Source organism: Marinobacter lacisalsi (genome assembly GCF_042651045.1).
In the GTDB taxonomy this organism is placed as follows: Bacteria; Pseudomonadota; Gammaproteobacteria; order Pseudomonadales; family Oleiphilaceae; genus Marinobacter; species Marinobacter lacisalsi.
Window position 1 is genome coordinate 46,350 of sequence record NZ_JBHSDI010000057.1, and the last position, 23,278, is coordinate 69,627.

Below are 23,278 nucleotides of genomic sequence, written 5' to 3' on the forward strand. Positions count from 1 at the left end.
CTCTGGAAAATCCAATATGATGGCAAGACGTATCACCGCTGTGACCCTCCTGACCGTGCTGCTGGCCGGTTGCTCCTCCACGCCCGCCTGGTTCGGCAACCAGGAGGAGGAAGCCGTTCTGGATTCCCATCAGCAAACCATGGCCGCCGGGGATGAGGCGCTCAAGCGTTCGGTGGAAGCCCGCAAGGGTGATGGCACCACAGAGCTGGACGAATCGATCGAACCCTCCCTGAAGGCCACGGCTGAGAAAGCACGTGATCGACTTGACTCCGGTGAGGTTGCCGATGGCGAGGCCGTCGAAGAGGAGCGGGATCTCTGGACCCGGATGCGCGCCGGTTTTGCGATGGATCACGACCAGGGTGACGAACGGGTACAGCAGCAACTGGAGTGGTACAAGAAGCACCCCTCCTATGTGAAACGGGTGGTGGAACGTGGCCGTCGCTATCTTCACTATATCGTCGAGGAGACCGAGCGTCGTGGCCTGCCCATGGAATACGCACTGCTGCCCGTGGTTGAAAGCGCCTTCGATCCCTTTGCCTATTCCCATGGACGCGCCTCAGGCCTGTGGCAGTTTATTCCCGGCACCGGTCGCCACTTCGGGCTTGATCAGAGCTGGTGGCACGATGACAGGCGCGACGTGGTTGGTTCCACCAACGCCGCCCTGACCTACCTTGATCAGCTCGCCAAGCGTTTCGATGGCGACCCGACCCTGGCCCTGGCCGCCTATAACAGTGGCGGCGGCACGGTGAACAGCGCCATCCGTCGCAATAACCGCAAGGGCAAGCCAACGGATTACTGGTCCCTGGACCTGCCCCGGGAAACCCGTCACTACGTGCCCAAGCTGATCGCCATTGCCAAGATCTTCGACGACCCGGAAGCCTACGGCATCGAACTGCCCCCCCTTGAGGACGAGCCCTATTTTGAAATCGTGGAGACCGGCGGCCAGATTGACCTGGCCCACGCCGCGGAGCTGGCTGGTGTCGATGTGGATGAGATCTACCTGCTGAACCCCTCCTTCAACCGCTGGGCCACCCGTCCGGATGGCCCGCACCGTCTGCTGGTCCCGGTAGCCAATGCGGAGCGCTTCCGGCAGGGTATTGCCTCGCTCGATCCCAACACCCGGGTTTCATGGGACAGCTACCAGGTTCGGTCCGGCGATAACCTCGGGGCCATCGCCCGCCGGAACGGCACCACCCCCTCGGTGCTGCGGGAGGTCAACAAGCTCAACAGTGACCTGATTCGCGTTGGCCAGCAACTGCTGATCCCTTCGGCCCGGGCTGACCAGGACACCTACAGCCACAGCGAAAGCCAGCGCCTTGCCCGCAAGCAGGAACGGGCCGGTCGCAACAGCAACGGCCAGCGAGTGGAATACCGGGTGACGCGAGGCGACACTTTCTGGGATATCGCCCGTGAACACGGGGTCAGTGTCCGCCAGGTAGCCGCCTGGAACGGCATGGCGCCGGGTGATCCGCTGGTGCCCGGCCGCAAGCTGGTGATCTGGTCAAAGAACGCAGAGGCCGCCTCCGGCACGCGCGTGGCGAGCAATAGCCGCTCTGGTATGGTACGCAAGGTAGGATACCGGGTACGTCGGGGGGATTCGCTCTCGACCATCGCCAATCGTTTTGCGGTCAATGTCAGCGACATCGCCGCCTGGAACGACCTGAACACGTCCCGTTATCTGCAACCCGGCCAGAGTCTGGTACTCTACGTGGACGTGCGGAACAGCCCCTGATTTTTCCGGTCCAAGTCTTCCCACAGACGATAGCGGGCGGCAGCAAGCCGCCCGTAAAACAACTACGGGTAAAAGCATTGCTATGGCCAGACCAAGGATCTCTCGGTTCTCCCCCCCTGTTTGCCCTGACGGGCGCCCTGTTCCTGTCAGCGACCCTTTCAGCCAGCGAAGAAAACCCGGATAACAGCAAGGCGGCAGCGGTCGAACCCGTTCACGCACTCGCCATGCATGGTGAGCCCGCCTACGGACCGGATTTCAGTCACTTCAAGTATGTAAACCCGGAGGCGCCCAAGGGCGGGCGGCTGAGGCTGGCGGTCACTGCCAACGGCTATGACACGTTCAATCCCCTGGTGGCGAGGGGCGTTTCCGCCGCCGGTTTGCAGCAGTACCTCTACGAGACGCTGTTGGTGCCATCGGCTGACGAACCCTTCTCAGCCTACGGCCTGGTGGCCGAATCCGTCGAGACCCCCAAAGACCGCAGCTATGCGGTCTATAACCTTCGACCCGAAGCACGCTTCCATGACGGGCATCCGATCACGGCCGAGGATGTGGCCTTCACGTTCAATCTGCTAATGGAGAAAGGTCATCCTTTCTACCGAAGTTATTATGCCGGCGTCAGTAACGTCACGGTGGAATCCGAGGACCGGGTGCGTTTCGATTTCGGTGAAGCCACCAACCGGGAACTCCCCCTTATTATCGGCCAGATGCCAATCCTGCCCAAGCACTACTGGCAGGAGCACTCGTTTGGCGAGGAGGGGCTGACACCACCCCTTGGCAGTGGCCCCTACCGGATCAGTGAATTCGAGGCTGGCCGTTACATCACCTACCAACGGGTCGAGGATTACTGGGCGGCGGATCTGCCCGTTCGCAAGGGTCGGTTCAACTTCGACCTGATCCGGTTCGACTACTACTCCGACGAAACCGTGTCTCTGGAAGCGTTCAAGGCCGGCGACTACGATTACCGGCGCGAGATGTCCGCCAAGAACTGGGCCACAGCCTATAGTGGTGATCGTTTCTCCAGTGGACAGATTATTACCGAAGCCATCGAGCATCGCCGCCCCGCCGGAATGCAGGCCTTTGTTTTCAACACCCGCCAGGACGTGTTTTCCGATCCCAAAGTGCGTGAAGCCATCAGCTACGCTTTTGATTTCGACTGGGCTAACCGTAACCTGTTCTATGATCAGTACGAACGGACGGACAGTTATTTTGAGAACAGTGAACTGGCTTCATCCGGCCTTCCGCAGGGGCGCGAACTGGACATTCTTGACAACTATCGCGAGCAGTTACCGGAAGATGTCTTCAAGGAGGACTATACGCCTCCGTCCACCGAGGGCGACCGCACCCTGCGGGACAATCTCCGCAAGGCCATGACACTGCTTCAGGAGGCCGGCTACGAGATCCGGGACGGGGCGATGGTCCATGAGAAAACCGGTCAGCCCCTGTCTTTCGAGTTTCTGCTGTTCCAGAAGTCCTTCGAGAGGGTCGTGCTGCCGTTCAAGAACAACCTTGAGCGGCTGGGCATGGAGGTGAGTGTGCGTCTGGTCGATACCAACCAGTACGTGGAGCGGGTTCAGAATTTCGACTTCGACATCATTGTCCATAGCTTCGGCCAGTCCGACTCCCCGGGTAACGAGCAGCGGGATTTCTGGCATTCCTCCGTCGTCGACCTCAAGGGCTCCCGCAACTATGCCGGGGTCAGCGACCCCGTGGTGGATGAACTGGTAGAGCTTGTCATTCAGGCACCGGATCGCGAAGCCCTCATCCACCGCACTCGTGCCCTGGACCGTGTGTTGCTCCATGGTCACTACGTGGTTCCGAACTGGCATCTGTCCATGGATCGTATTGCCTATTGGTCGTTCCTGGAGCGCCCTTCCACCACACCCAAGAATGGTGTCGATGTTGATAACTGGTGGTATGGCAACTGATTCCATGGTGAACCCGTTCCATTCCCCTGACCACCGGAGCTGACAGTCGCAATGGGCAGCTACATTCTCCGGCGTCTGGCACTGATCATTCCGACCCTGTTCGGGATCATGCTGCTCAATTTTGTCATCATTCAAGCGGCCCCCGGTGGCCCCGTGGAGCAGATGCTGGCAGAGATGCAAGGCCAGGGTGGCAGCGCCCTCAGCCGTGCCTCTGGCGGCGGTGGTGGCGAAATTGCCCCCAGTGGCGATGCCCGGGGCTCCCGCGGTATACGTCCGGAGCTGCTGGCTGAAATAGAAGAAATGTACGGCTTCGACAAGCCTCCCCATGAACGTTTCTTCCAGATGATGGTCGACTACGCCCGGTTTGATTTCGGAGACTCGTTCTACCGTGACCGGACCGTGATCGAACTGATCCTCGACAAACTGCCGGTCTCCATCTCACTGGGACTCTGGTCGACACTGGTCATTTACCTGATTTCCATCCCCCTCGGCATTCGCAAGGCGGTCAGCGATGGCTCCCGGTTTGACGTCTGGACCAGTTCGTTCATTGTCGTCGGCTACGCTATCCCCGGTTTCCTTTTTGCCATTATCCTGATTGTGCTGTTTGGCGGCGGCAGCTACTTTGACGTGTTCCCGAACAGCGGACTCACATCCACCAACTTTGACCAGATGTCCTGGCCGGAGAAAATCCAGGACTACTTCATGCATCTGGTCTTGCCGGTAACCGCCAATGTGATTGGCGGATTCGCCACCCTCACCCTGCTGACCAAAAACTCCTTCCTTGACGAGATTGGCAAACATTACGTGGTCACCGCCAGGGCCAAGGGGCTCGACCAGCGTCAGGTGCTCTACGGCCATGTATTCCGCAATGCCATGCTCATTGTTATCGCCAGTATGCCTGGGGTGCTGGTGTCACTGTTCTTTACCGGCTCGCTGCTGATCGAGGTGATCTTCTCGCTGGATGGCCTGGGGCTGCTCGGCTTTGAAGCGGCCCTCAACCGTGACTACCCGGTGCTGTTCGGAACGCTCTTTATATTCACCCTGATGGGCCTGGTGCTCAAACTGGTCAGCGACCTCACCTATGTGCTGGTGGACCCGCGGATCGACTTTGAAAGCAGGGAGGGCTAGGCTGTGATTACCCTGTCTCCCATCCAGCGCCGTCGTTTCGAGAACTTCCGCCGTAACCGTCGCGGCTACTGGTCATTGTGGCTGTTTCTCATCCTGTTCCTGCTGTCCATGGGCGCCGAGCTGATCGCCAATGACAGGCCACTGATGATTTCCTACCAGGACCAGCTGTACTTCCCCGTGGTGCAGTCAATTCCCGAAGAAACCTTTGGCGGTTTCCTGCCCTCGGAAGCCAATTACCGGGACAGTTTTATCGCCGAAGAGATCAATAGCAACGGATGGATGCTCTGGCCGCCAATACGGTTCAGCTACGAAACGGTCAACTACGATCTGGACGAGCCTTCACCAGCGCCACCGTCGGCGGAGAACTGGCTGGGCACCGACGACCAGGCCCGTGACGTGGCGGCCAGGGTGATCTATGGGTTCCGGCTATCGGTGCTTTTTGGCCTTATCCTGACCTTTCTCAGCTGTATCGTGGGCGTAGCCGTGGGTGCCCTGCAGGGCTACTACGGTGGCAAGGTGGACCTCCTTGGGCAGCGGTTTGTCGAAATCTGGTCCGGCCTGCCCGTACTGTTCCTGCTGATTATCCTGTCCGCCATCCTTCAGCCCAACTTCTGGTGGCTGCTGGGGATCATGCTGCTGTTCAGCTGGATGGGCCTGGTGGACGTGGTGCGGGCGGAATTCCTCCGTGCCCGCAACCTGGAATACGTAAAGGCGGCCCGGGCCCTGGGGCTGGGCAATCGCAAGATCATGTTCCGCCATATCCTGCCCAACGCCATGGTGGCCACCCTGACCTTCCTGCCGTTCATCCTGACCGGGGCCATTACAGGGCTTACCTCCCTGGATTTCCTTGGGTTCGGGCTTCCACCGGGGTCACCCTCCCTGGGTGAGCTGATCTATCAGGCCAAGGAAAACCTGCACGCCCCCTGGCTGGCGGCATCGGCCTTTTTCAGCCTGGCCATCATGCTGACCCTGCTGGTGTTTGTGGGCGAAGCCGTGCGTGATGCCTTTGACCCGAGGAAGAACTGACATGGCCAGCGTACTGGAGTTCGACAATCTGACACTGACGTTTGGCAACGACCAACCCGCCGTCGACGGCCTGACGTTCGAAGTCCGGGAGGGCGAGACCCTGGCCCTGGTTGGCGAAAGTGGATCCGGCAAGTCGGTGTCCGCCCTGTCAGTGCTGCGGCTGCTCGATGACCGCCTTGTCAACTATCCGGCCGGCGCTATCCGCTATCGGGGAGAAGACCTGCTAAGCGCCGGCGAACGCCGTTTGCGTCAGGTTCGTGGGCGGGTGATCAGCATGATCTTCCAGGAGCCCATGACGTCGCTGAACCCGCTGCATACCGTGGAGAAGCAGATCTCCGAAGTACTCATGGTCCACAAGGGGATGCGCGGGCCGCAAGCACGGAAGCGGGTACTGGAACTTCTCGACCTGGTGGGCATTCCTCAACCGGAGGAACGCCTCGGGAGCTATCCACACCAGCTTTCCGGCGGCCAGAAACAACGGGTGATGATTGCCATGGCCCTGGCAAACGAACCGGACCTGCTGATTGCGGACGAGCCCACCACAGCGCTCGACGTCACGGTACAGAAGCAGGTACTGGAGTTGCTGCAATCGCTCCAGAAAAAATTCGGTATGGCGGTGCTGCTGATCACCCATGACCTGACCATCGTGCGTCACTACGCACAGCGGGTTGTCGTCATGGAACAGGGCAAAAAGGTGGAGGAAGGCAATACCGAAAGCCTCTTCACATCGCCCGCTCACCCCTACACCCGCAAGCTGCTGGATTCCGAGCCACCCGAACAGCCGTGGCCCGCAGACACCAGCCAGCAGGAACTGCTGCGAGTGGAAAACCTGAACGTCCGCTTCCCGGTGGGCAAATCACTGTTCGGGCGGACCCGGCGCTGGGCCCATGCGGTGCAGGATGTCAGCTTCACGGTACGCAAGGGGGAGACCCTGGGCATTGTCGGTGAAAGCGGCAGTGGCAAGACCACTATTGGCCATGCCCTGCTGAAACTGACCGAGAGCCAGGGCCAGGTGTTTTTCCTTGGCGACCGGATCGATCATCTCAACCAGAAGGCTTTCAGGCCCTGGCGTCGGCGGATGCAGCTGGTGTTCCAGGACCCCTTCGGCAGCCTGAGCCCGCGCATGTCAGTGGGCGACATTGTCCGGGAAGGCCTCGAGATCCATAACGACAGCAATCGGGATGAACAGGAACAGCAGGTTATTCGCGCACTCACCGATGTGGGTCTGAACCCGGAGGCTCGTCACCGTTACCCCCATGAGTTCTCTGGAGGTCAACGCCAGCGTATCGCCATTGCCCGGGCACTGGTATTGCAACCAGATGTGATTGTGCTCGATGAACCCACCTCCGCGCTGGACCGAACGGTCCAGAAACAGGTTATTGAATTGCTGCAGGAATTGCAGTCACGTTATCAGCTAAGCTATCTTTTCATCAGTCACGACCTGGCGGTGGTGCGGGCACTGAGTCATCAGTTGCTGGTATTGCGTGCCGGCCAGGTCATCGAAAACGGTCCGGCAGAGGCCATATTCCAGAACCCGCAGTCCGGGTATACCCGGGAACTGCTGACGGCCGCTCTGTTTTACCGGCCACCGTCCAACGAACCGGTTGCTGACCTACGACCATTGGATCGTTAGGCAGGGCCTCCCCCTTCAGGGATAATGCCCGCAAAATTCATCATAGGGAGAACAAACATGGGTATCCTCAGCGGTAAACGCGCACTGATTGTTGGCGTTGCCAGCAAACACTCCATTGCCCACGGCATTGCCGAGGCCTTTCACGAGCAAGGCGCCGAACTGGCGTTTACCTACCAGAACGACAAACTGAAGTCCCGCGTGGTCGGGTTCGCCGAAGGCTGGGGCAGTGAGCTCACTTTCCCCTGCGACGTCGCCAGCGATGAGGAAATCGACAACGTCTTCAAAGAGCTGAAGAAACACTGGGACAGCATCGACATCATTGTGCACGCCGTCGGCTTTGCACCAGCCAGCGAACTGGACGGCAACTACGTCGACGTCACCTCACGGGAGGGCTTCCGCATCGCCCACGACATCAGCTCCTACAGCTTTGTGGCGCTGGCCAAGGGCGCTCGTCAGGAAGGCCTGCTCAATGAGCACAGCTCGCTGATGACACTGTCGTACCTGGGGTCTGAGAAGGTGCTGCCGAACTACAACGTCATGGGCCTGGCCAAGGCCTCCCTGGAAGCCAGTGTGCGCTATATGGCGGTCGCACTCGGGGGTGACGGCGTACGGGTCAACGCCATTTCTGCCGGGCCCATCAAGACACTGGCCGCCTCAGGCATCAAGGCCTTCCGTCGTATGCTCAATGAGAATGCCGGCCGGGCGCCGCTCAAGCGCAATGTCACCCAGAAGGAAGTGGGTAATGCGGCTGCCTTCCTGGGATCCGACCTGGCCAGCGGTGTGACCGGCGAAGTCATGTATGTGGACTGTGGCTTCAACATTACCGGCATGGGTACTCTGGAAGACTGATCCCAGCGATTCCACCCGGGGGTGGGCAACACCCCCGGGTCCTTTCCTGCTTATTGCCCCTCCATAGCCCGCGCCACGGCATCCATCCAGGCAAGGTAATCACTGTCTCCGGTATCCAGTATTTTCAGACCGGACTGCCAGTCACCCTCATCGGTAACACGACACCAGATCACCTCCACCGTCAGCGGAAAGGTCTGCCCCGCGCCGTGGAGCTGGATACTGGCCGGCAAAAGAGCGTCCGGTGTCAGGGGCTCTGCGGTTACCACCCGCAGCCCGCCCGGTGACACATCGGAACTTGCCGCCACAGCAACCCTTGGCTGCCCCGCCTCGCCGGGCTCGGCCGACTCGAGTTCCAGTGTCACGCTTGCGCGCCCCACCAGACGGAATTCGTCCCGCTGGTCCTGGTCCGGCTCCAGCTCATCACTGCCAAATGTATAGGGGTCTTTGCTGTTCATTATTGTTCTGCCACTTGTTTCAGGACTTGCCCATTCAGGCTATCGACCGACACGAATCCGGCCCACCACCCTGCTCAGGGTTTCATCAAATTCGGCGCTTGCCCCCAGTATCCTCACGGTGCCTGCAAGCACCATCTCCACCAGGGTGTCTACCGTCAGCTCCGTGCGATTCAGACCAAGCCGGTCCACGAAAATCAGCTTGCGACTGGCATTGATACGGACCGCCAGTTTCAGGCGCCGCTCGCCCTCTGCCCCGGAGGTTTTCCTGAGCGCGATCCAACTTCCCATGTTAAGCCGGTCCACCTCAGCCAGCGCCTGGTCGAAGGCCGCCTTACGGGCGGCTTCAAGCCGGTCAGCTTCTGCCTGCTCCGCCTGTTCGCGGGCGAGCCTTGCCTGTCTCTCTGCTTCCGCCTTGCGGGCCGCTTCCTCTTCGGCTTGCTGCCTGGCCTCCGCTTCTCTTTGCAGACGCACCTGCTCGGCACGTTCACGGGCCTTGCGTGCGGCTTCCTGGCGTTGGCTCCGCTGGGACGCCAACACCCGGTCCAGTGCCGTGACGGTGTCCGTCAACACCTCGCCAAAATGGGTCAGCGCCGGCAGGGGCCGGACACTTCCAGACGCCAACGAGTCACGGAACTCGTCCCAGCGTGTCAGCCCGAGACGAACACCGAAACCATTGCTCCAGAGCACCTCTGCCGTCTCGTCCAGGTAGGCAAGGAAGAAGCGGCGTTGTTCACTGTCTCCACCGCCTTCCACGAACCAGCTACCCCGATACTGATCCAGAACGTCAGCGTCCGCTTCGGGAAGTTCAAGACTGGCGGTATCGTAGTCCAGTTGCTGCAGCCGTTTACGGGTGGAATCAACCTCAGGGTCCCCGCCACGCAGACGATCTACCAGTGTCGCCTCCAGAGCGGACAGCGGTGCCCGTGGCGGAGCCTGCTGCCAGACCCGTTGCCAGACTTCTGTGACGCGGTCAGACAGCTGCTCGCCCACCTGGTAAAGACGGTCCATGTTCTGGTTGGACAGCGCCGGGTCACCGGCCCACACCATCCACTCCAGTAGCCGGGTTCCGTGGCGCCAGTTGTCGCCATTGACGCCCTCTTTCCAGGCCAGCTGCCGCAGCAGTGGGAGCCAGTGCCCAATCAGGAACTCCTGCGTGGCCGCCGGCAGTTGCCTGCCTTCCAGTGCCCGACCGGTCACTGCTCGCGAGACCTGATCCGCACGCCGCTGGCGGGCCGCACCGGTTTCCGTTTCCAGCAGCCTTTGATGCAACCGGCTGGAATGCTGATGCCGGCGCTCCGCTTCCCGGTGCCATTTTCCACAAAACTCTTCAAAAGGTGACAGGTCGTTGTCAGCGAAACAGCGGTCGATGACCTCCACCAGCCGATCCAGCTGATCCAGCAGTGCCCGCGACGAGCGCCCACCCGAGTCACTCCAGCCGCGCCAGTCGGCAAAGCTGTCCAGCCATCTCACCAGCAGGCTGGTGAAAACCGGACGCTCTTCCGCCTCCAGGCGCCAGGCCAGGGGAAACCGGAGGCGGGCAAGGCGGGCGACCAGCACCGGGTGCAGTCCCGAGGAACGCAGGAAGACATCCATGATGCGATCAGCCAGGTAAGCACCGTTGACCTGCTGTATCGACCAGGGGCCTTCAAGTGCGGCAAGAACCGACGACACCCGCTGGTCAGTCTGGATGGACCAGTGTTCCCGCAGCAGCCCGGACCAGTCATTGGGCTGCTCCGGCTGGCCCACGGGGTATGGCAGGTCCGGCACACGGATCTCGCGGAGTACGGCAAGAATCCGTTCAGTCAGCGCCTCGGGAAGTTCGGAGTCGGTCATGGTATCCATAGGGTAAGACATCAGCTCACATTGCAGCACGGGAGGCGTGGAAGGTCCAGCTTCGGGCCGGCCGGTTTATTGCATTGACCTGGCAAATGGCGCAGTATATCGGTCCATCAAAATAACCACCGAAACCCCTGCACGCCTGCGTCCGGCCTGCGTTGAAGGGTTTCGACGAGAGAGCATCAGGAAGCACAACAGTATGTCCGGCAAGCAACTCGAGAACCTCAACGTGGCCAGTCAGGAGCCGCTGATTACACCGGAAGCCCTCAAGCAGGAAATGCCCCTGACGGAGAAGGCCGCGGCCACCGTCAGCCAGGGTCGACAAACCATCTATGACATCATGGATGGCAAGGACCACCGCCTCTTTGTGGTGGTCGGCCCCTGCTCGGTCCATGACGCGGAAGCCGCCCGGGACTACGCCAGGCGCCTGAAGCAACTGGCCGATGAACTCAGTGACACACTCTATATCGTCATGCGGGTCTACTTCGAGAAACCCCGCACCACCGTGGGCTGGAAGGGGCTGATCAACGACCCCCACCTGAACGATTCCTTCGATATCGAACAGGGCCTGCACCTGGGCCGTCGCCTGCTGCTGGATATTGCCGAGATCGGGCTGCCCACCGCTACCGAAGCATTGGACCCGATTTCTCCACAGTATCTGCAGGACAGCATCTCCTGGTCGGCGATTGGTGCCCGTACCACGGAATCCCAGACCCATCGGGAAATGAGCAGCGGCCTGTCGATGGCTATCGGCTTCAAGAATGGCACCGATGGCAGCCTCGATGTGGCGGTCAATGCCATGAAGTCCGTGTCGCATCCCCACTCGTTCCTGGGCATCGACCAGCAGGGCAAGGTGGCCATTATCCGCACCAGGGGTAACCAGTACGGGCATGTTGTGCTGCGCGGTGGCGGCGGCAAGCCGAACTACGATTCGGTCAGTGTTGCCTTGTGTGAACAGGCCCTCGACAAGGCCGGCCTGCGCAAATCCATCATGGTGGATTGCAGCCACGCCAATTCCAGCAAGGATCCGGCCATCCAGCCGCTGGTGATGCAGGATGTCGCCCACCAGATTCTGGAAGGCAACCAGTCCATCCAGAGCCTGATGGTGGAAAGCAACATCAACTGGGGGAACCAGCCAATTCCGGAAAACCTGGACGACCTGAAGTACGGGGTCTCGGTAACCGACGCCTGCATCGACTGGGAAACCACCGAGAAAGCGCTGCGGGAAATGCGCAACAAGCTCAAGGACGTGCTGCCCAAACGCGTGAGCTGAACAACATCACTGAGGCGGGCCGGTGCATCTGGCCCGCTCAGTAATCCCCCATCTCTACGCCCTGCACTGCGGCCATCCAGTCAAGCTTTTCCCTGAGACTGACCACCTCGCCGATAATGACCAGCGTGGGCGCCTGAACCGCACTGTTTTCCACCTTGCCGACAATGTCCTCCAGGACACCGCAGACCACGTTCTGCTCAGGGGTTGTGCCCCGTGACACCATGGCAACCGGCATGGCCGGTGACATACCGTGGGTGGTCAGTTCCCGAACGATGATGGGCAGCCCCACCAGCCCCATGTAGAAAACCAGGGTCTGATTGGTCTGCACGAAGTCGTCCCAGGGCAAGTCACAGGTATCGTTCTTGAGATGGCCGGTGACGAAACGAACCGACTGGGCGTAGTCTCGATGGGTCAGCGGAATACCCGCATAGGCCGCGCAACCAGAGGCCGCGGTAATGCCGGGAATCACCTGGAAACGGACGCCGGCCTCGGCCAGGGTTTCGATTTCCTCGCCACCACGGCCAAAGATGAAGGGATCGCCCCCCTTCAGGCGGACCACCCGGCGCCCCTGCTTTGCCAGCTCCACCAGCTGCTGGTTGATCTGATCCTGTGGAACCGTATGATCTGACCGCTTTTTGCCAACGTGCACCAGTTCGGTGCCTTCAGGAATCATGTCCATGATGGGCTGGGAGACCAGCCGGTCATAAAGCACGATGTCCGCTTCCTGCAGAATGCGCCAGGCTTTAAGGGTGAGCAGCTCAGGATCGCCGGGACCGGAGCCCACCAGGAACACCTCCCCTTCCGAGGAGTTGGGGTTCCGGGTAACCGGATTGACCCGGTAGCGGGAGGGCGGCCGCACACCCGCCCCACCCTTTAATGGCGCATCGCCCGGGCGATCTGCGGCTCGCTTCGACATGTCTGGTGCTTCCTTTTCCGAACCGTTCACTGAATCCGTTCCGCACCCCGCATGTAGGGACGGAGAGCTTCCGGCACCTCGATGCTGCCATCGGCCTGCTGATAGTTCTCCATCACCGCAATCAGGGTGCGGCCCACCGCCAGACCGGAACCGTTGAGGGTGTGAACTGGCTCCGGCTTGCCGGTTTCCGGATTACGCCAACGGGCATGCATGCGACGTGCCTGGAAGTCCCGGGTATTGGAGCAGGAAGAAATCTCCCGGTACTTGTTCTGGCCCGGCAGCCATACTTCCAGATCGAACGTGCGGGCAGCGGAGAAGCCGATATCGCCGCCGCACAGCTCAACCACCCGATAGGGCAAGTCCAGCAGCTGCAGAATCTTCTCCGCGTTACCGGTGAGCTCTTCCAGCGCTGCATCTGACTCGTCCGGACGCACAACGTGGACCAACTCAACCTTGTCAAACTGGTGCTGACGGATCATACCCCTGGTATCCCGACCGTAGGAGCCAGCCTCACTGCGGAAGCACGGGGTATGGGCCACAAACTTCAGAGGCATCTGCGCGTCATCAATGATGGAATCCGCCACCAGGTTGGTCACGGGCACCTCGGCGGTGGGGATCAGGTACAACGGCTGATCACCGGCCGTACGGAACAGGTCTTCCTCGAATTTGGGCAGCTGGCCGGTACCGAACAGGCTATTGGCGTTGACCAGATAGGGAACGTAGGTTTCCTCGTAGCCATGTTCGATGGTGTGCTGGTCCAGCATGAACTGGGTGAGCGCCCGGTGCAGGCGGGCAATGCCCCCGCGCATGGCCACGAAACGGCTGTGGGCCAGCCGGGTGCCGGCATCAAAGTCCATGCCGCCGAGGGCCTCCCCGAGGCTGACATGGTCCTTGACCTCAAAGTCGAACGTACGCGGCGTGCCCCATTGGCGCACCTCCACGTTGTCATCCTCGCTCTCCCCTGCTGGTACGGACTCGTCCGGTACGTTGGGAATGCCGGCGAAAAACGCATTCAGGGATTCCTGTACGGAGCGTAGCTCGTCTTCGGCTTCCGCCTTCTGGCGTTTCAGCTCCTCCACTTCCTGCAGCAAGGGCTGGATATCCTCCCCGGCGGCCTTGGCCTTGCCAATCGACTTGGAACGACGGTTCTGCTCGCCCTGAAGGGTCTCGGTCCGCACCTGGATGGCGCGACGCTTCTCTTCCAGTTCATTGAAGACATCGCGATCAAAGGTGAAGTGCTTGACCGCCAGGCGGCGGGCAATCTCGTCCGTTTCTGCGCGGACACGTTTCGGGTCGAGCATGGCAGTCCCTGTTATTGGCTGGGTAAAAAGTTAGCTGTGTGAAATCGACTTTAATAGCGAGGCATTATAACCGGAGGCTGTGCCCCCGTTAAGGTATGGGGTCGAAATGGCGAGCCCGGCACCGGGGTTTGCGGCTTCAGGCAGGAGAAAACTGCTCAGGACGGGCCGGAAGGATAGCGTTGCCTTGAGCTTGCCTGGTTCATGTCATCCAGACGCTGGCGTTTTTCCCCGAGCCGGATTTCCAGCCCACGGGGCACCGGCTCGTAGTAACGGCGCTGGTGTATCTCCTCAGGCAGGTATGCTTCCCCCGCAGCAAAGGCCTCGGGCTCGTCATGGGCATAGCGGTATTCCTCGCCATAGCCCAGGTCTTTCATCAGGGAGGTCGGCGCGTTGCGGATATGCACGGGCACCTGGTAGTCCGGGTCCTGGCGAATATCCGCCATACAGCGATTGTAGGCGTTGTAGACCGCATTGCTCTTGGGCGCCAGGGCCAGATAGGTGACCGCCTGGGCCATGGCCAGCTCCCCTTCCGGGGACCCAAGGCGCTCCTGGACATCCCAGGCATCCAGGCACATTCGCAGAGCCCGGGGGTCGGCATTGCCGATATCCTCGGAGGCAATACGCACCAGACGGCGGGCCACATACACAGGATCGGCCCCGCCATCCAGCATCCGGCACATCCAGTACAGCGACGCGTCGGGATCGGACCCACGCACGGACTTGTGCAATGCCGAGATCTGGTCGTAAAACACGTCGCCGCCCTTGTCGAAGCGGCGCAGACTGCTTTGCAGCACCTGCTCCAGCACGGCTTCCGTGATTTCCGGGCGGTCGCCGTCACCCGGTTCTGCCAGGTCGGAAGCCACTTCCAGCACATTGAGCGCCCGCCGGGCATCACCACTGCCGGCAGCCGCCATAAGTCCGAGCACCCTGTCACTGACCGTTACCCTGTCGGCAAGCCCTGATTCCGAATGCAGGGCCCGCTGCAACAACCCCACCAGGTCGGCTTCCTCCAGGTTCTTGAGTACATAAACCCGTGTGCGTGACAGTAACGCGCTGTTCAGTTCGAATGACGGGTTTTCGGTCGTCGCCCCCACGAAGATGAAAGTGCCATCCTCGATATGGGGCAGGAAAGCGTCCTGCTGGCTCTTGTTGAAACGGTGAACCTCGTCCACGAACAGCAGGGTGTCCCTGCCCTCTGCCTGCTTGCGGCTACGGGCGCGCTCGACAGCGGCACGAATATCCTTGACTCCGGACAGCACGGCGGACAGGGTTTCATACCCCATATCGCCGACACTGGCCAGCAACCGGGCAAAGGTGGTTTTGCCCACTCCGGGCGGCCCCCAGAGGATCATCGAGTGAAGCTGGCCCTGTTCCACTGCCTGACGCAGCGGCTTGCCCGGCCCGACGAGGTGGGCCTGACCCACATACTCGTCGAGATTGCCGGGCCGCATACGCGCGGCCAGAGGCTCAAACCCCCTCTGATCCTGGAACAGGCTGTCCTGCATTACTGCATACTCTGGATGACGTCCACGGACTCCGGATACTCCAGCTCGAAAGCCGAATCGGCCACCGGCTGGTTGATACGTATGTTGCCGAATTCCAGCTCCGTGCGCTGGGCCAAGGAGTCCTCCATGCGCATGGCCTGCAGCTCATCGTCATAGAAGGTCAGGGTCAGTGAGATAAACAGCGAGTCCTCGCTCAGTGGCTCCAGGGTGTATTCCCGGGTGTGCTCGCCGTATCTGCGCTCACTGATATTGTAGGTCTCTGACAGCCCGTCGGTCTCCCCGCTGAGCAACAGCGCCGGGGTGGTGCTGACCTGCTCGTCCAGTTCCTGGATGGTCACCTGCTCCAGGTCCGGATCATAAAGCTGAACCGTCTCACCATCGCTGACAATGAACTGATTGGCAGGGGGCTTTGTCTCCCAGTAAAACAGCCCCGGTCGTTTCGCTTTCAGGTTGCCGGTGGATTCCTGGACAACCCGCCCCCGATCATCTGCCACCGTCTGGGTGAAAGCCGCCTGGAAAGTGGAATAACTGCTCAGTGTGTCGGCCAGGCGGTCTGCCGCCGACTCTTCCGCCCAGGTGACTGCGGAAAACAGGGCCAGGGTGGCCGTGACCAGTAAAGTGCGACCCGCTTTGATCATTCTATGCCTCCTGAGGACTCAGGCTTTCGGGGGTGGCGGCGCGAGAACTTCCCTTGCGCCATTGTGGCCGGCGGGGCTGACCACGCCAGCGGCTTCCATGGCATCCACCAGGTTTGCAGCCCGGTTGTAGCCGATCTTGAACTTACGCTGTACTGAGGAAATCGACACCCGCCGCCCCTCAGTGACAAACGCCACTGCCTCATCAAACAAGGCGTCACCTTCGCTGTCGCCACCACCCTCGGACAGGGTGGGCACACCGGGCAGGTTTTCGCCCTCTGCGCCATTAAGGACATCGTCCACGTATTCCGGTTCCCCACGGGCCTTCCATGCATTGACGATGCGATGCACTTCGTCATCATCCACAAAGGCGCCGTGAACCCGCACCGGCAGCCCTGAGCCTGGCGGCAGATAGAGCATGTCGCCATGCCCCAGCAACTGCTCGGCACCGCCCTGGTCCAGCACCGTGCGGGAGTCGATCTTGGAGGAGACCTGGAACGAAATACGGGTGGGAATGTTGGCCTTGATCAGGCCGGTAATCACATCCACTGACGGCCGCTGGGTGGCCAGGATCAGGTGAATGCCGGCCGCCCTCGCCTTCTGGGCGATACGGGCAATCAGCTCTTCCACCTTCTTGCCGACGATCATCATCATGTCGGCGAACTCGTCAATCACCACCACGATAAACGGCAGGGTTTCCAGCTCTGGCCGTTGCTGTTCATCGTTGTCCAGATATTCGTCCGGCTTCCAGAAGGGGTCGAGGAGCGGCTCACCGGCGGCACGGGCGTCCTTCACCTTGCGGTTGTAGCCGGCCACGTTACGAACCCCGAGATTGGCCATCAGTTTGTACCGGCGTTCCATTTCCGCCACACACCAGCGCAGGGCGTTGGCGGCATCCTTCATATCGGTAACCACCGGCGACAACAGGTGTGGAATCCCCTCGTAGATGCTCAGCTCCAGCATCTTCGGGTCCACCATGATAAAACGCACTTCCTCCGGCGTTGCCTTGAGCAACATGCTGATCAGCATGGCGTTGACCCCAACCGACTTACCGGAACCGGTAGTACCGGCCACCAGCAGGTGGGGCATCTTGGAGAGGTTCGCCACCATCGGGTTGCCACCGATGTCGTTGCCCAGGGCCAGGGTCAGGGCGGACGAGGACTCAGTGAACACCCGGGCACCCAGCACTTCGCTCAGGCGGACCATTTGCCGTTTGTCGTTGGGAATTTCAATGCCCACCACCGACTTGCCCGGAATCACTTCCACCACCCGCACACTAAGCACCGCCAGGGCACGGGCCAGGTCCTTCGCCAGATTGGAGATCTTGCTGACCTTGACCCCGGGCGCTGGCTTGATTTCAAAACGGGTGATTACCGGGCCCGGATTCACCTCAACCACTTCCACCGACACGCCAAAGTCCGCCAGCTTTTCCTCGACCATGCGGGACATGTGCTCCAGGGATTCCTCGGAGTAGCCCTTCTCCTGATGCTCTTCCGGAGGGTCCAGCAGCGTCAGCGGTGGTATCGGGCTTTCCAGGTCCTCGAACAGTGATGCCTGCTTGCGGCTCTTGTCTTTCTCGGTCTCGCCCAGATCGTCCCGCCTGAACGGCGATATCTTTACCTTGCTGGCCGTATCCGCCGCCGGTTTCTTGCCGTTGGACTTTTTGGGCGGCGGTGCCGGCGTCTCGTCATCCCGTGAGCTGAAGCTTTCCAGTACCGCCGGCTCATCGTCATCCAGCCCGCGGCGGGCGGACATGGGGTCCGCCTTGGGGCGCTCTGCGTTGGCCTTGTCAGTACCGCCGAACGGCCACAGCCATCGCCACCAGGGTTTGCCACCGCTACCCTGCCCTTCCGGGGTGGCGGTAACAACCGGTGGCTCCGGGGGAGGGTTCACTTTTCTGGCAGGCTCCGGTTTGTCGTCTTCCGTTTCTTCCCGGTCGCCCCGGGTGAACAAACCCTTGAGCCAGAGCAGGCCTTCCAGCGTGTAACCGCCTACCGCATCCATCAGCCGGAACCAGGACAGCCCGGTGGTTACCGTCAGGGCAAACAGGAAGATGGCCACCAGGATCAGTGTGGTAGCCGGCAGGTTGAAGAAACGGACCATGGCCGTGGACACGGCCTGCCCCAGCACACCGCCGGAGGTAGCCCCAAGCCCGAACAGGGAATACAGGGCAAGCAGGCTGCAGGCGGAGAGCAGGATCAGCAGGAAACCGCCGGCGCGCATCAGCAAAAGCGGCCAGTGCATTTCCAGGGGGTCGTGACGTAACCGGATCAGCAGCAGCGCATAACCGGCTACCATCAGGGGAAACAGATAGGAGACCTGCCCGAAGACATCCATCATCAGGCTGGCAAGCCAGGCACCGGAACGCCCGGCGGCGTTGTCGACGCTGACCTGGTGCCCGATGGCGGCCCAGCCGGGATCCGACGGACTGTAAGTGGCAAGGGCCATGGCCAGGAAGATGGTCAGCGCAATAAGCGCAATGACCAGCCCTTCCCTGGCGCCCTGGGCCACCAGCCGGCGAAACCGTTGTTGTTTTTCCGTGAGCGCCGCGGGCGCTGCTGCTTCTTGCTTGCCAGTCTTAGCCATGAAGTCCGGAAACGATCCTCTGCTGATGAAATGGCGAAAGCGATGATACCGCCGGCATCAAGTCTCCAGGGCCTGCAGGCCCCGGCGCATGTCGTTCTTCAGGTCTTCAAGGGCTTCTACGCCCACCGACAGCCGCACCAGGTTGTCGGTGATACCGGCCCGGGCCTTGTCTTCCGGCGACAACCGGCCATGGGTGGTGGTACCCGGATGGGTGATGGTGGTCTTCACGTCGCCCAGGTTGCCGGTAATGGATACCATGCGAGTGGCATCAATAAAGGCCCAGGCTTCGGTCTGGCCACCACGGACGGTGAACGACAACACACCGCCATAACCATCCTGCTGCCTGCTCGCCAGCTCATGCTGGGGGTGGCTTTCCAGTCCGGCGTAGTACACCTTCTCCACCGCTGGCTGCTGCTCAAGCCAACGGGCCAACTGTAGCGCATTCTCACAGTGGGCACGCATACGGATTGGTAAGGTTTCCAGACCCTTATGGAAGATCCAGGCATTGAAAGGGCTCATGGTGGGCCCGGCGGAACGCAGGAATCCGAAGACTTCTTCCATCAGTTTATCGCTACCCACCACAACACCACCGAGACATCGTCCCTGCCCGTCCAGGTACTTGGTGGCCGAATGGATCACGATATCGGCCCCGAACTCAAATGGCCGTTGCAGCACCGGGGTGCAGAAACAGTTATCCACCACGAACAGCGCGTTGTGCTCCCGGGCCAGGGCCGCCAGTGCGGTCATATCCGCCACTTCGCACAAAGGATTGGACGGCGTTTCGATAAAGAGCAGGCGGGTTCGGTCGGTGATAGCCTCGCGCCAGGCGTCCATATCGGTCAGGCTGACAAACGTGGTGGACACGCCGAACTTGGCCAGATACTTCTGGAACAGTACGTTGGTGGTGCCAAAGACGCCCCGTGAGCACACCACATGGTCGCCCTGCTCTAGCAGGGCCATACAGGTGGCCAGGATGGCGGCCATGCCGGACGCGGTCGCCACAGCACGCTCGCCACCTTCCATGGCGGCAATCCGTTCCTCGAACGCCTGCACCGTGGGGTTGGTGAAGCGGGAGTAGATATTACCTTCCTCATCGCCGCCAAAACGGGCCGCCGCCTGGGCGGCACTGCCATAGACAAAGCTGGACGTGGGAAAAATGGCATCGCTGTGTTCGAGCTGACTCGTGCGGTGCTGGCCGGCGCGGACCGCCAGGGTATCCACCGATACCCCTTCCAGGTCCGATTCCGGAATAAACGTATGCTCTTCACGCCGATGGGTCATAGGGTGTCTCGTTTGATTAATTCGCTGACCGGCTGCGTGCCGCTGGAGCCTCAGTCTTCATCGTTATGCAGGTCGATGATGCCGTTGTCCTCGGGCAGACCGACCTGGGCTGCCTCCCGGGCCTCATCCCGGCGCAGGGCATCCAGCTTCGCCAGGTAAGCCTCGTCCACATCTCCGGTAATGTAGTTGCCATTGAAAACCGAACATTCCCAGCCCTCAATGTCCTCGTTCACATCATTGACACAGGAAATCAGGTCATCCAGATCCTGGTATACCAGCCAGTCGGCACCAATGAGTTCCTGAATTTCCTCAACGGTCCGATCGTGGGCAATCAGCTCCTGGGGCGACGGCATGTCGATCCCGTACACATTGGGGAAGCGCACCGGGGGCGCGGCAGAGGCGAAATACACCTTGCGGGCACCGGCATCCCGGGCCATCTGGATGATCTCGTGGCAGGTTGTACCTCGCACAATGGAGTCATCCACCAGCATCACGTTCTTGTCCCGGAACTCCAGGTCGATGGGGTTCAGTTTCTGACGCACGGATTTCTTGCGCATGGTCTGGCCGGGCATGATGAAGGTGCGGCCGATGTAACGGTTCTTGATAAAGCCCTCACGGAACTTGACCCCCAGCCGGTGCGCCATCTGCAGGGCGGATGTTCGACTGGTATCGGGGATAGGCACCACCACATCGATATCATGGTCCGGGCGGTCACGCAGCACCTTGTCCGCCAGGGTCTCCCCCATGCGCAGACGCGCCTTGTACACGGATACCCGGTCCATAATCGAATCAGGCCGGGCAAAGTAGACGTGCTCGAATATACACGGATTCAGGCTCGGGGCCTCCGCGCACTGCTCGGTATACAGGGTGCCGTCGGTTTCAATGTACACGGCCTCACCCGGGGCAATATCGCGCACCAGGGTAAAACCCGCCGCACTGAGCGCGACGCTTTCGGAGGCAATCATGTATTCGTTGCCGTCAGCGGTCTCACGCACACCGTAACAGGCGGGACGGATACCGTTGGGATCACGGAAACCAACAATGCCGTAACCGGTGATCATGGCGATCACCGCATAGGCACCCCGGCAACGCTTGTGCACCGCCCGCACGGCCGCAAAGATCTCATCCTTGCTGGGATTGAGCTTGCCCAGTTTCTGCAGTTCGTGGGCAAACACGTTGAGCAGCACTTCCGAGTCGGAGTTGGTGTTGATATGGCGCAGGTCGGTGCGGAACAGGTCCCGTGCCAGATCATCCGCGTTGGTCAGATTACCGTTATGAGCCAGGGTAATACCGTAAGGGCTGTTCACATAAAACGGCTGGGCTTCGGCGGAACTGGCACTGCCAGCGGTGGGGTAACGGACATGGCCGATGCCCACATTGCCCACCAGGCGACGCATGTGCGACGTACGGAAGACATCACGCACCAGCCCGTTGTCCTTGCGCAGGAAGAACCGATCGTCCTGAAAAGTTACGATACCGGCCGCATCCTGGCCACGGTGCTGGAGTACGGTCAGGGCGTCGTACAACGCCTGGTTCACGTACTGGGTACTGACAATACCTACAATTCCACACATGAGTGCTGTGTTCTCCAGAGCATTAAATCAACTGCATTCAGGACGGGATCAGAGGTTTTCCACCCCGGACTCGAGAGCCCGGTTGGTAACCGCTTCTGATACCTTGTCCTGTACGGCGTCGCCGGATGGCGCGGGACCAAGGAAACGTTCGAATTCATCACCGAAAGTCCGCCGGGACCAGTCTTCCACCACGCCCAGGCGTTCAATCATTATGGACGTTCGCCACCAGGTATCTTCCGCGAGCGGAGTGTACCGGGTGAACGCGATGGCGACCACGACCACCACCACGCCCCGGAGCAGGCCAAACACCATACCCAGCACCCGGTCGGTCGCACTCAGGCCTGTGACCCGCACCAGGTGGCCGATCAGGTTGTTGATAATGGCACCAACAATCAGCGTAGCGACGAACAGGATGGCAAAGGCGGCAATCAGTCGAACCAGCGGAGTCTCGACCGTACCAGCCAGGAGAGACTGCATCTGCGGGTGAAACGTGCGGGCAATAATGAACGCCGCCACCCAGGTGACAAGCGACAGGGCCTCCCTGACAAAGCCCCGTTTCAGGCTGATCAGGGTGGAAATTGTCAGCAGGGCGATTATGACCCAGTCGATCCAGATCAGCGTGCTCATGAGAAACCCGGTGATGAACAGGAACCGCGAATTCTATCAGGAATCACCGGTAACCCAAACCTTCTGACCGGGGCCCTTGGCAGGTTGGGAACCGAAACGACGGTCAGGGCCATGACCAGCCCGGCATTCCAGATACCGGGCCCGGCACAGATTGCAGGTCAACCTTCGCCCTTGGTAACCAGGGCCTTGATATTAAAGGCTTTGTCGAGCACCTCCTTGGCTTTCTCTGCCTCCGTCTTTTCCGCAAAGGGCCCTGAGAACACTCTTACCAGCTTCTGGCCGTCACGTTCGACTTCCTGCAGGTGAGCGCCGTAGCCACGCTCCCTGACACTGTCCCGCAGCCGCCGGGCGTTGTCTTCATTGCCAAAACTGCCCAACTGCAGTACCCAGGCCCCCTCCAGGGTCCGCTCGAAGTCTCCTTCGCCGGTGGGATCGGGGTCCGCAGGGGTAACATTGGTGTTTGGCGCGCTGCTGGTTTCCTGTTCACTGCCTGGCTCCTGTGCTTCAGGCGCGGCCCCGGACGAGGCCTGTTCGTCTGCAACGTCGGGCGCTGACTCCACAGGCTCGCTCTCGCCAACCAGTGGCACCTCACCGGTTGCAGCGTTGTCCTGTCCTTCAGGACCAACTGCGGGCCGGGTACCCATGGGCGGGTCCTCGACCACTTCCGGGGTGGGCGCGGGCTCCACCTCTTCCACACGGTAGTCCGGCACGCCACTCATGGACTCGTCCTGCCCGGATACGTCGACCTCCGGAAATGGTGGCTCTTCGGGGATATCCAGGGAGCGCACGGCACGTTCGTCGTGGGGCTCATCAAACATCATCGGCACGAAAATCACCGCCAGTGAAATCAGCACCAATGCTCCGATAATACGCTGCTTCAATCCACTCACCTTACTTCGGCTCCCTGTTGCAGGTTATGAACCGGTCGTGTGGTTCACGTTGATGTAGTGTGAATATAACCGCCACAGCTTGCCAACTCAAAGCACCATGCCCCCC

At 60.7% G+C, this 23,278-nt stretch carries 17 protein-coding genes and 1 pseudogene; 7 read left to right on the forward strand and 11 right to left on the reverse strand.

Annotation, left to right across the window (positions count from 1 at the left end; all coding sequences use genetic code 11):
• Nucleotides 1–16: 16 nt before the first annotated feature.
• From ACFOZ5_RS15805 to ACFOZ5_RS15830, 6 genes are all read left to right on the forward strand, one after another.
• The gene (locus tag ACFOZ5_RS15805; RefSeq protein ID WP_379889045.1) at nucleotides 17–1,732 is read left to right on the forward strand and encodes a lytic transglycosylase; all 1,716 of its coding nucleotides are present in this window, start codon (nucleotides 17–19) and stop codon (nucleotides 1,730–1,732) included.
• 224 nt (nucleotides 1,733–1,956) lie between these two features.
• Nucleotides 1,957–3,657, forward strand: coding sequence for an extracellular solute-binding protein (locus ACFOZ5_RS15810; protein ID WP_379889075.1), 1,701 nt, complete (start codon nucleotides 1,957–1,959; stop codon nucleotides 3,655–3,657).
• A 51-nt stretch (nucleotides 3,658–3,708) separates the two neighbouring features.
• Entirely contained in the window at nucleotides 3,709–4,785 is a 1,077-nt protein-coding gene (locus ACFOZ5_RS15815; protein WP_379889047.1) for a microcin C ABC transporter permease YejB, read from the forward strand.
• Between the two features lie 6 nt (nucleotides 4,786–4,791).
• Nucleotides 4,792–5,811 carry an ABC transporter permease gene (locus ACFOZ5_RS15820; protein ID WP_379889077.1) on the forward strand — a complete coding sequence of 340 codons (1,020 nt, stop codon included), beginning with the start codon at nucleotides 4,792–4,794 and terminating at the stop codon, nucleotides 5,809–5,811.
• 1 nt (nucleotide 5,812) lies between these two features.
• Nucleotides 5,813–7,444 carry an ABC transporter ATP-binding protein gene (locus tag ACFOZ5_RS15825; protein ID WP_379889049.1) on the forward strand — a complete coding sequence of 544 codons (1,632 nt, stop codon included), beginning with the start codon at nucleotides 5,813–5,815 and terminating at the stop codon, nucleotides 7,442–7,444.
• Between the two features lie 57 nt (nucleotides 7,445–7,501).
• A complete protein-coding gene (locus tag ACFOZ5_RS15830; protein ID WP_379889051.1) occupies nucleotides 7,502–8,293 on the forward strand; it encodes an enoyl-ACP reductase FabI in 792 nt (263 codons plus the stop codon).
• 50 nt (nucleotides 8,294–8,343) lie between these two features.
• Here the strand turns inward: ACFOZ5_RS15830 and ACFOZ5_RS15835 are convergent, their stop codons facing one another.
• Together ACFOZ5_RS15835 and ACFOZ5_RS15840 are read right to left on the reverse strand one after the other, a co-directional pair.
• Nucleotides 8,344–8,748: a PilZ domain-containing protein gene (locus tag ACFOZ5_RS15835; RefSeq protein ID WP_379889053.1), complete on the reverse strand. Its 405-nt coding sequence runs from the start codon at nucleotides 8,746–8,748 to the stop codon at nucleotides 8,344–8,346.
• A gap of 39 nt (nucleotides 8,749–8,787) precedes the next feature.
• Entirely contained in the window at nucleotides 8,788–10,602 is a 1,815-nt protein-coding gene (locus tag ACFOZ5_RS15840) for a DUF1631 family protein (protein WP_379889055.1), read from the reverse strand.
• Nucleotides 10,603–10,783: 181 nt separating this feature from the next.
• Between ACFOZ5_RS15840 and ACFOZ5_RS15845 the strand changes: the two genes are divergently transcribed.
• Nucleotides 10,784–11,857: a 3-deoxy-7-phosphoheptulonate synthase gene (locus tag ACFOZ5_RS15845; RefSeq protein ID WP_379889057.1), complete on the forward strand. Its 1,074-nt coding sequence runs from the start codon at nucleotides 10,784–10,786 to the stop codon at nucleotides 11,855–11,857.
• 37 nt (nucleotides 11,858–11,894) lie between these two features.
• On the opposite strand, the pseudogene cobA reads toward ACFOZ5_RS15845, so the two are convergent.
• From cobA to ACFOZ5_RS15890, 9 genes and pseudogenes are all read right to left on the reverse strand, one after another.
• Nucleotides 11,895–12,656 (reverse strand): annotated as a pseudogene (gene cobA, locus ACFOZ5_RS15850) (uroporphyrinogen-III C-methyltransferase); the annotation flags it as partial.
• A 143-nt stretch (nucleotides 12,657–12,799) separates the two neighbouring features.
• Nucleotides 12,800–14,074, reverse strand: coding sequence for a serine--tRNA ligase (gene serS, locus ACFOZ5_RS15855; RefSeq protein WP_379889059.1), 1,275 nt, complete (start codon nucleotides 14,072–14,074; stop codon nucleotides 12,800–12,802).
• 155 nt (nucleotides 14,075–14,229) lie between these two features.
• Nucleotides 14,230–15,579, reverse strand: a complete 1,350-nt coding sequence (locus ACFOZ5_RS15860; protein ID WP_379889061.1) for a replication-associated recombination protein A — start codon at nucleotides 15,577–15,579, stop codon at nucleotides 14,230–14,232.
• Nucleotides 15,579–16,217, reverse strand: a complete 639-nt coding sequence (lolA, locus tag ACFOZ5_RS15865) for an outer membrane lipoprotein chaperone LolA (protein ID WP_379889063.1) — start codon at nucleotides 16,215–16,217, stop codon at nucleotides 15,579–15,581. The genes ACFOZ5_RS15860 and lolA overlap by 1 nt, the downstream gene beginning before the upstream one ends.
• Before the next feature lie 18 nt (nucleotides 16,218–16,235).
• Nucleotides 16,236–18,800, reverse strand: a complete 2,565-nt coding sequence (locus ACFOZ5_RS15870) for a DNA translocase FtsK (protein ID WP_379889065.1) — start codon at nucleotides 18,798–18,800, stop codon at nucleotides 16,236–16,238.
• 57 nt (nucleotides 18,801–18,857) lie between these two features.
• Nucleotides 18,858–20,081 carry an O-succinylhomoserine sulfhydrylase gene (locus ACFOZ5_RS15875; protein ID WP_379889067.1) on the reverse strand — a complete coding sequence of 408 codons (1,224 nt, stop codon included), beginning with the start codon at nucleotides 20,079–20,081 and terminating at the stop codon, nucleotides 18,858–18,860.
• 50 nt (nucleotides 20,082–20,131) lie between these two features.
• The gene (gene purF, locus ACFOZ5_RS15880; protein ID WP_379889069.1) at nucleotides 20,132–21,655 is read right to left on the reverse strand and encodes an amidophosphoribosyltransferase; all 1,524 of its coding nucleotides are present in this window, start codon (nucleotides 21,653–21,655) and stop codon (nucleotides 20,132–20,134) included.
• Nucleotides 21,656–21,703: 48 nt separating this feature from the next.
• A complete protein-coding gene (locus ACFOZ5_RS15885; RefSeq protein WP_379889071.1) occupies nucleotides 21,704–22,282 on the reverse strand; it encodes a CvpA family protein in 579 nt (192 codons plus the stop codon).
• Nucleotides 22,283–22,440: 158 nt separating this feature from the next.
• Complete coding sequence (locus ACFOZ5_RS15890) at nucleotides 22,441–23,172, reverse strand: SPOR domain-containing protein (protein WP_379889073.1); 732 nt, start codon at nucleotides 23,170–23,172, stop codon at nucleotides 22,441–22,443.
• Nucleotides 23,173–23,278 lie beyond the last annotated feature (106 nt).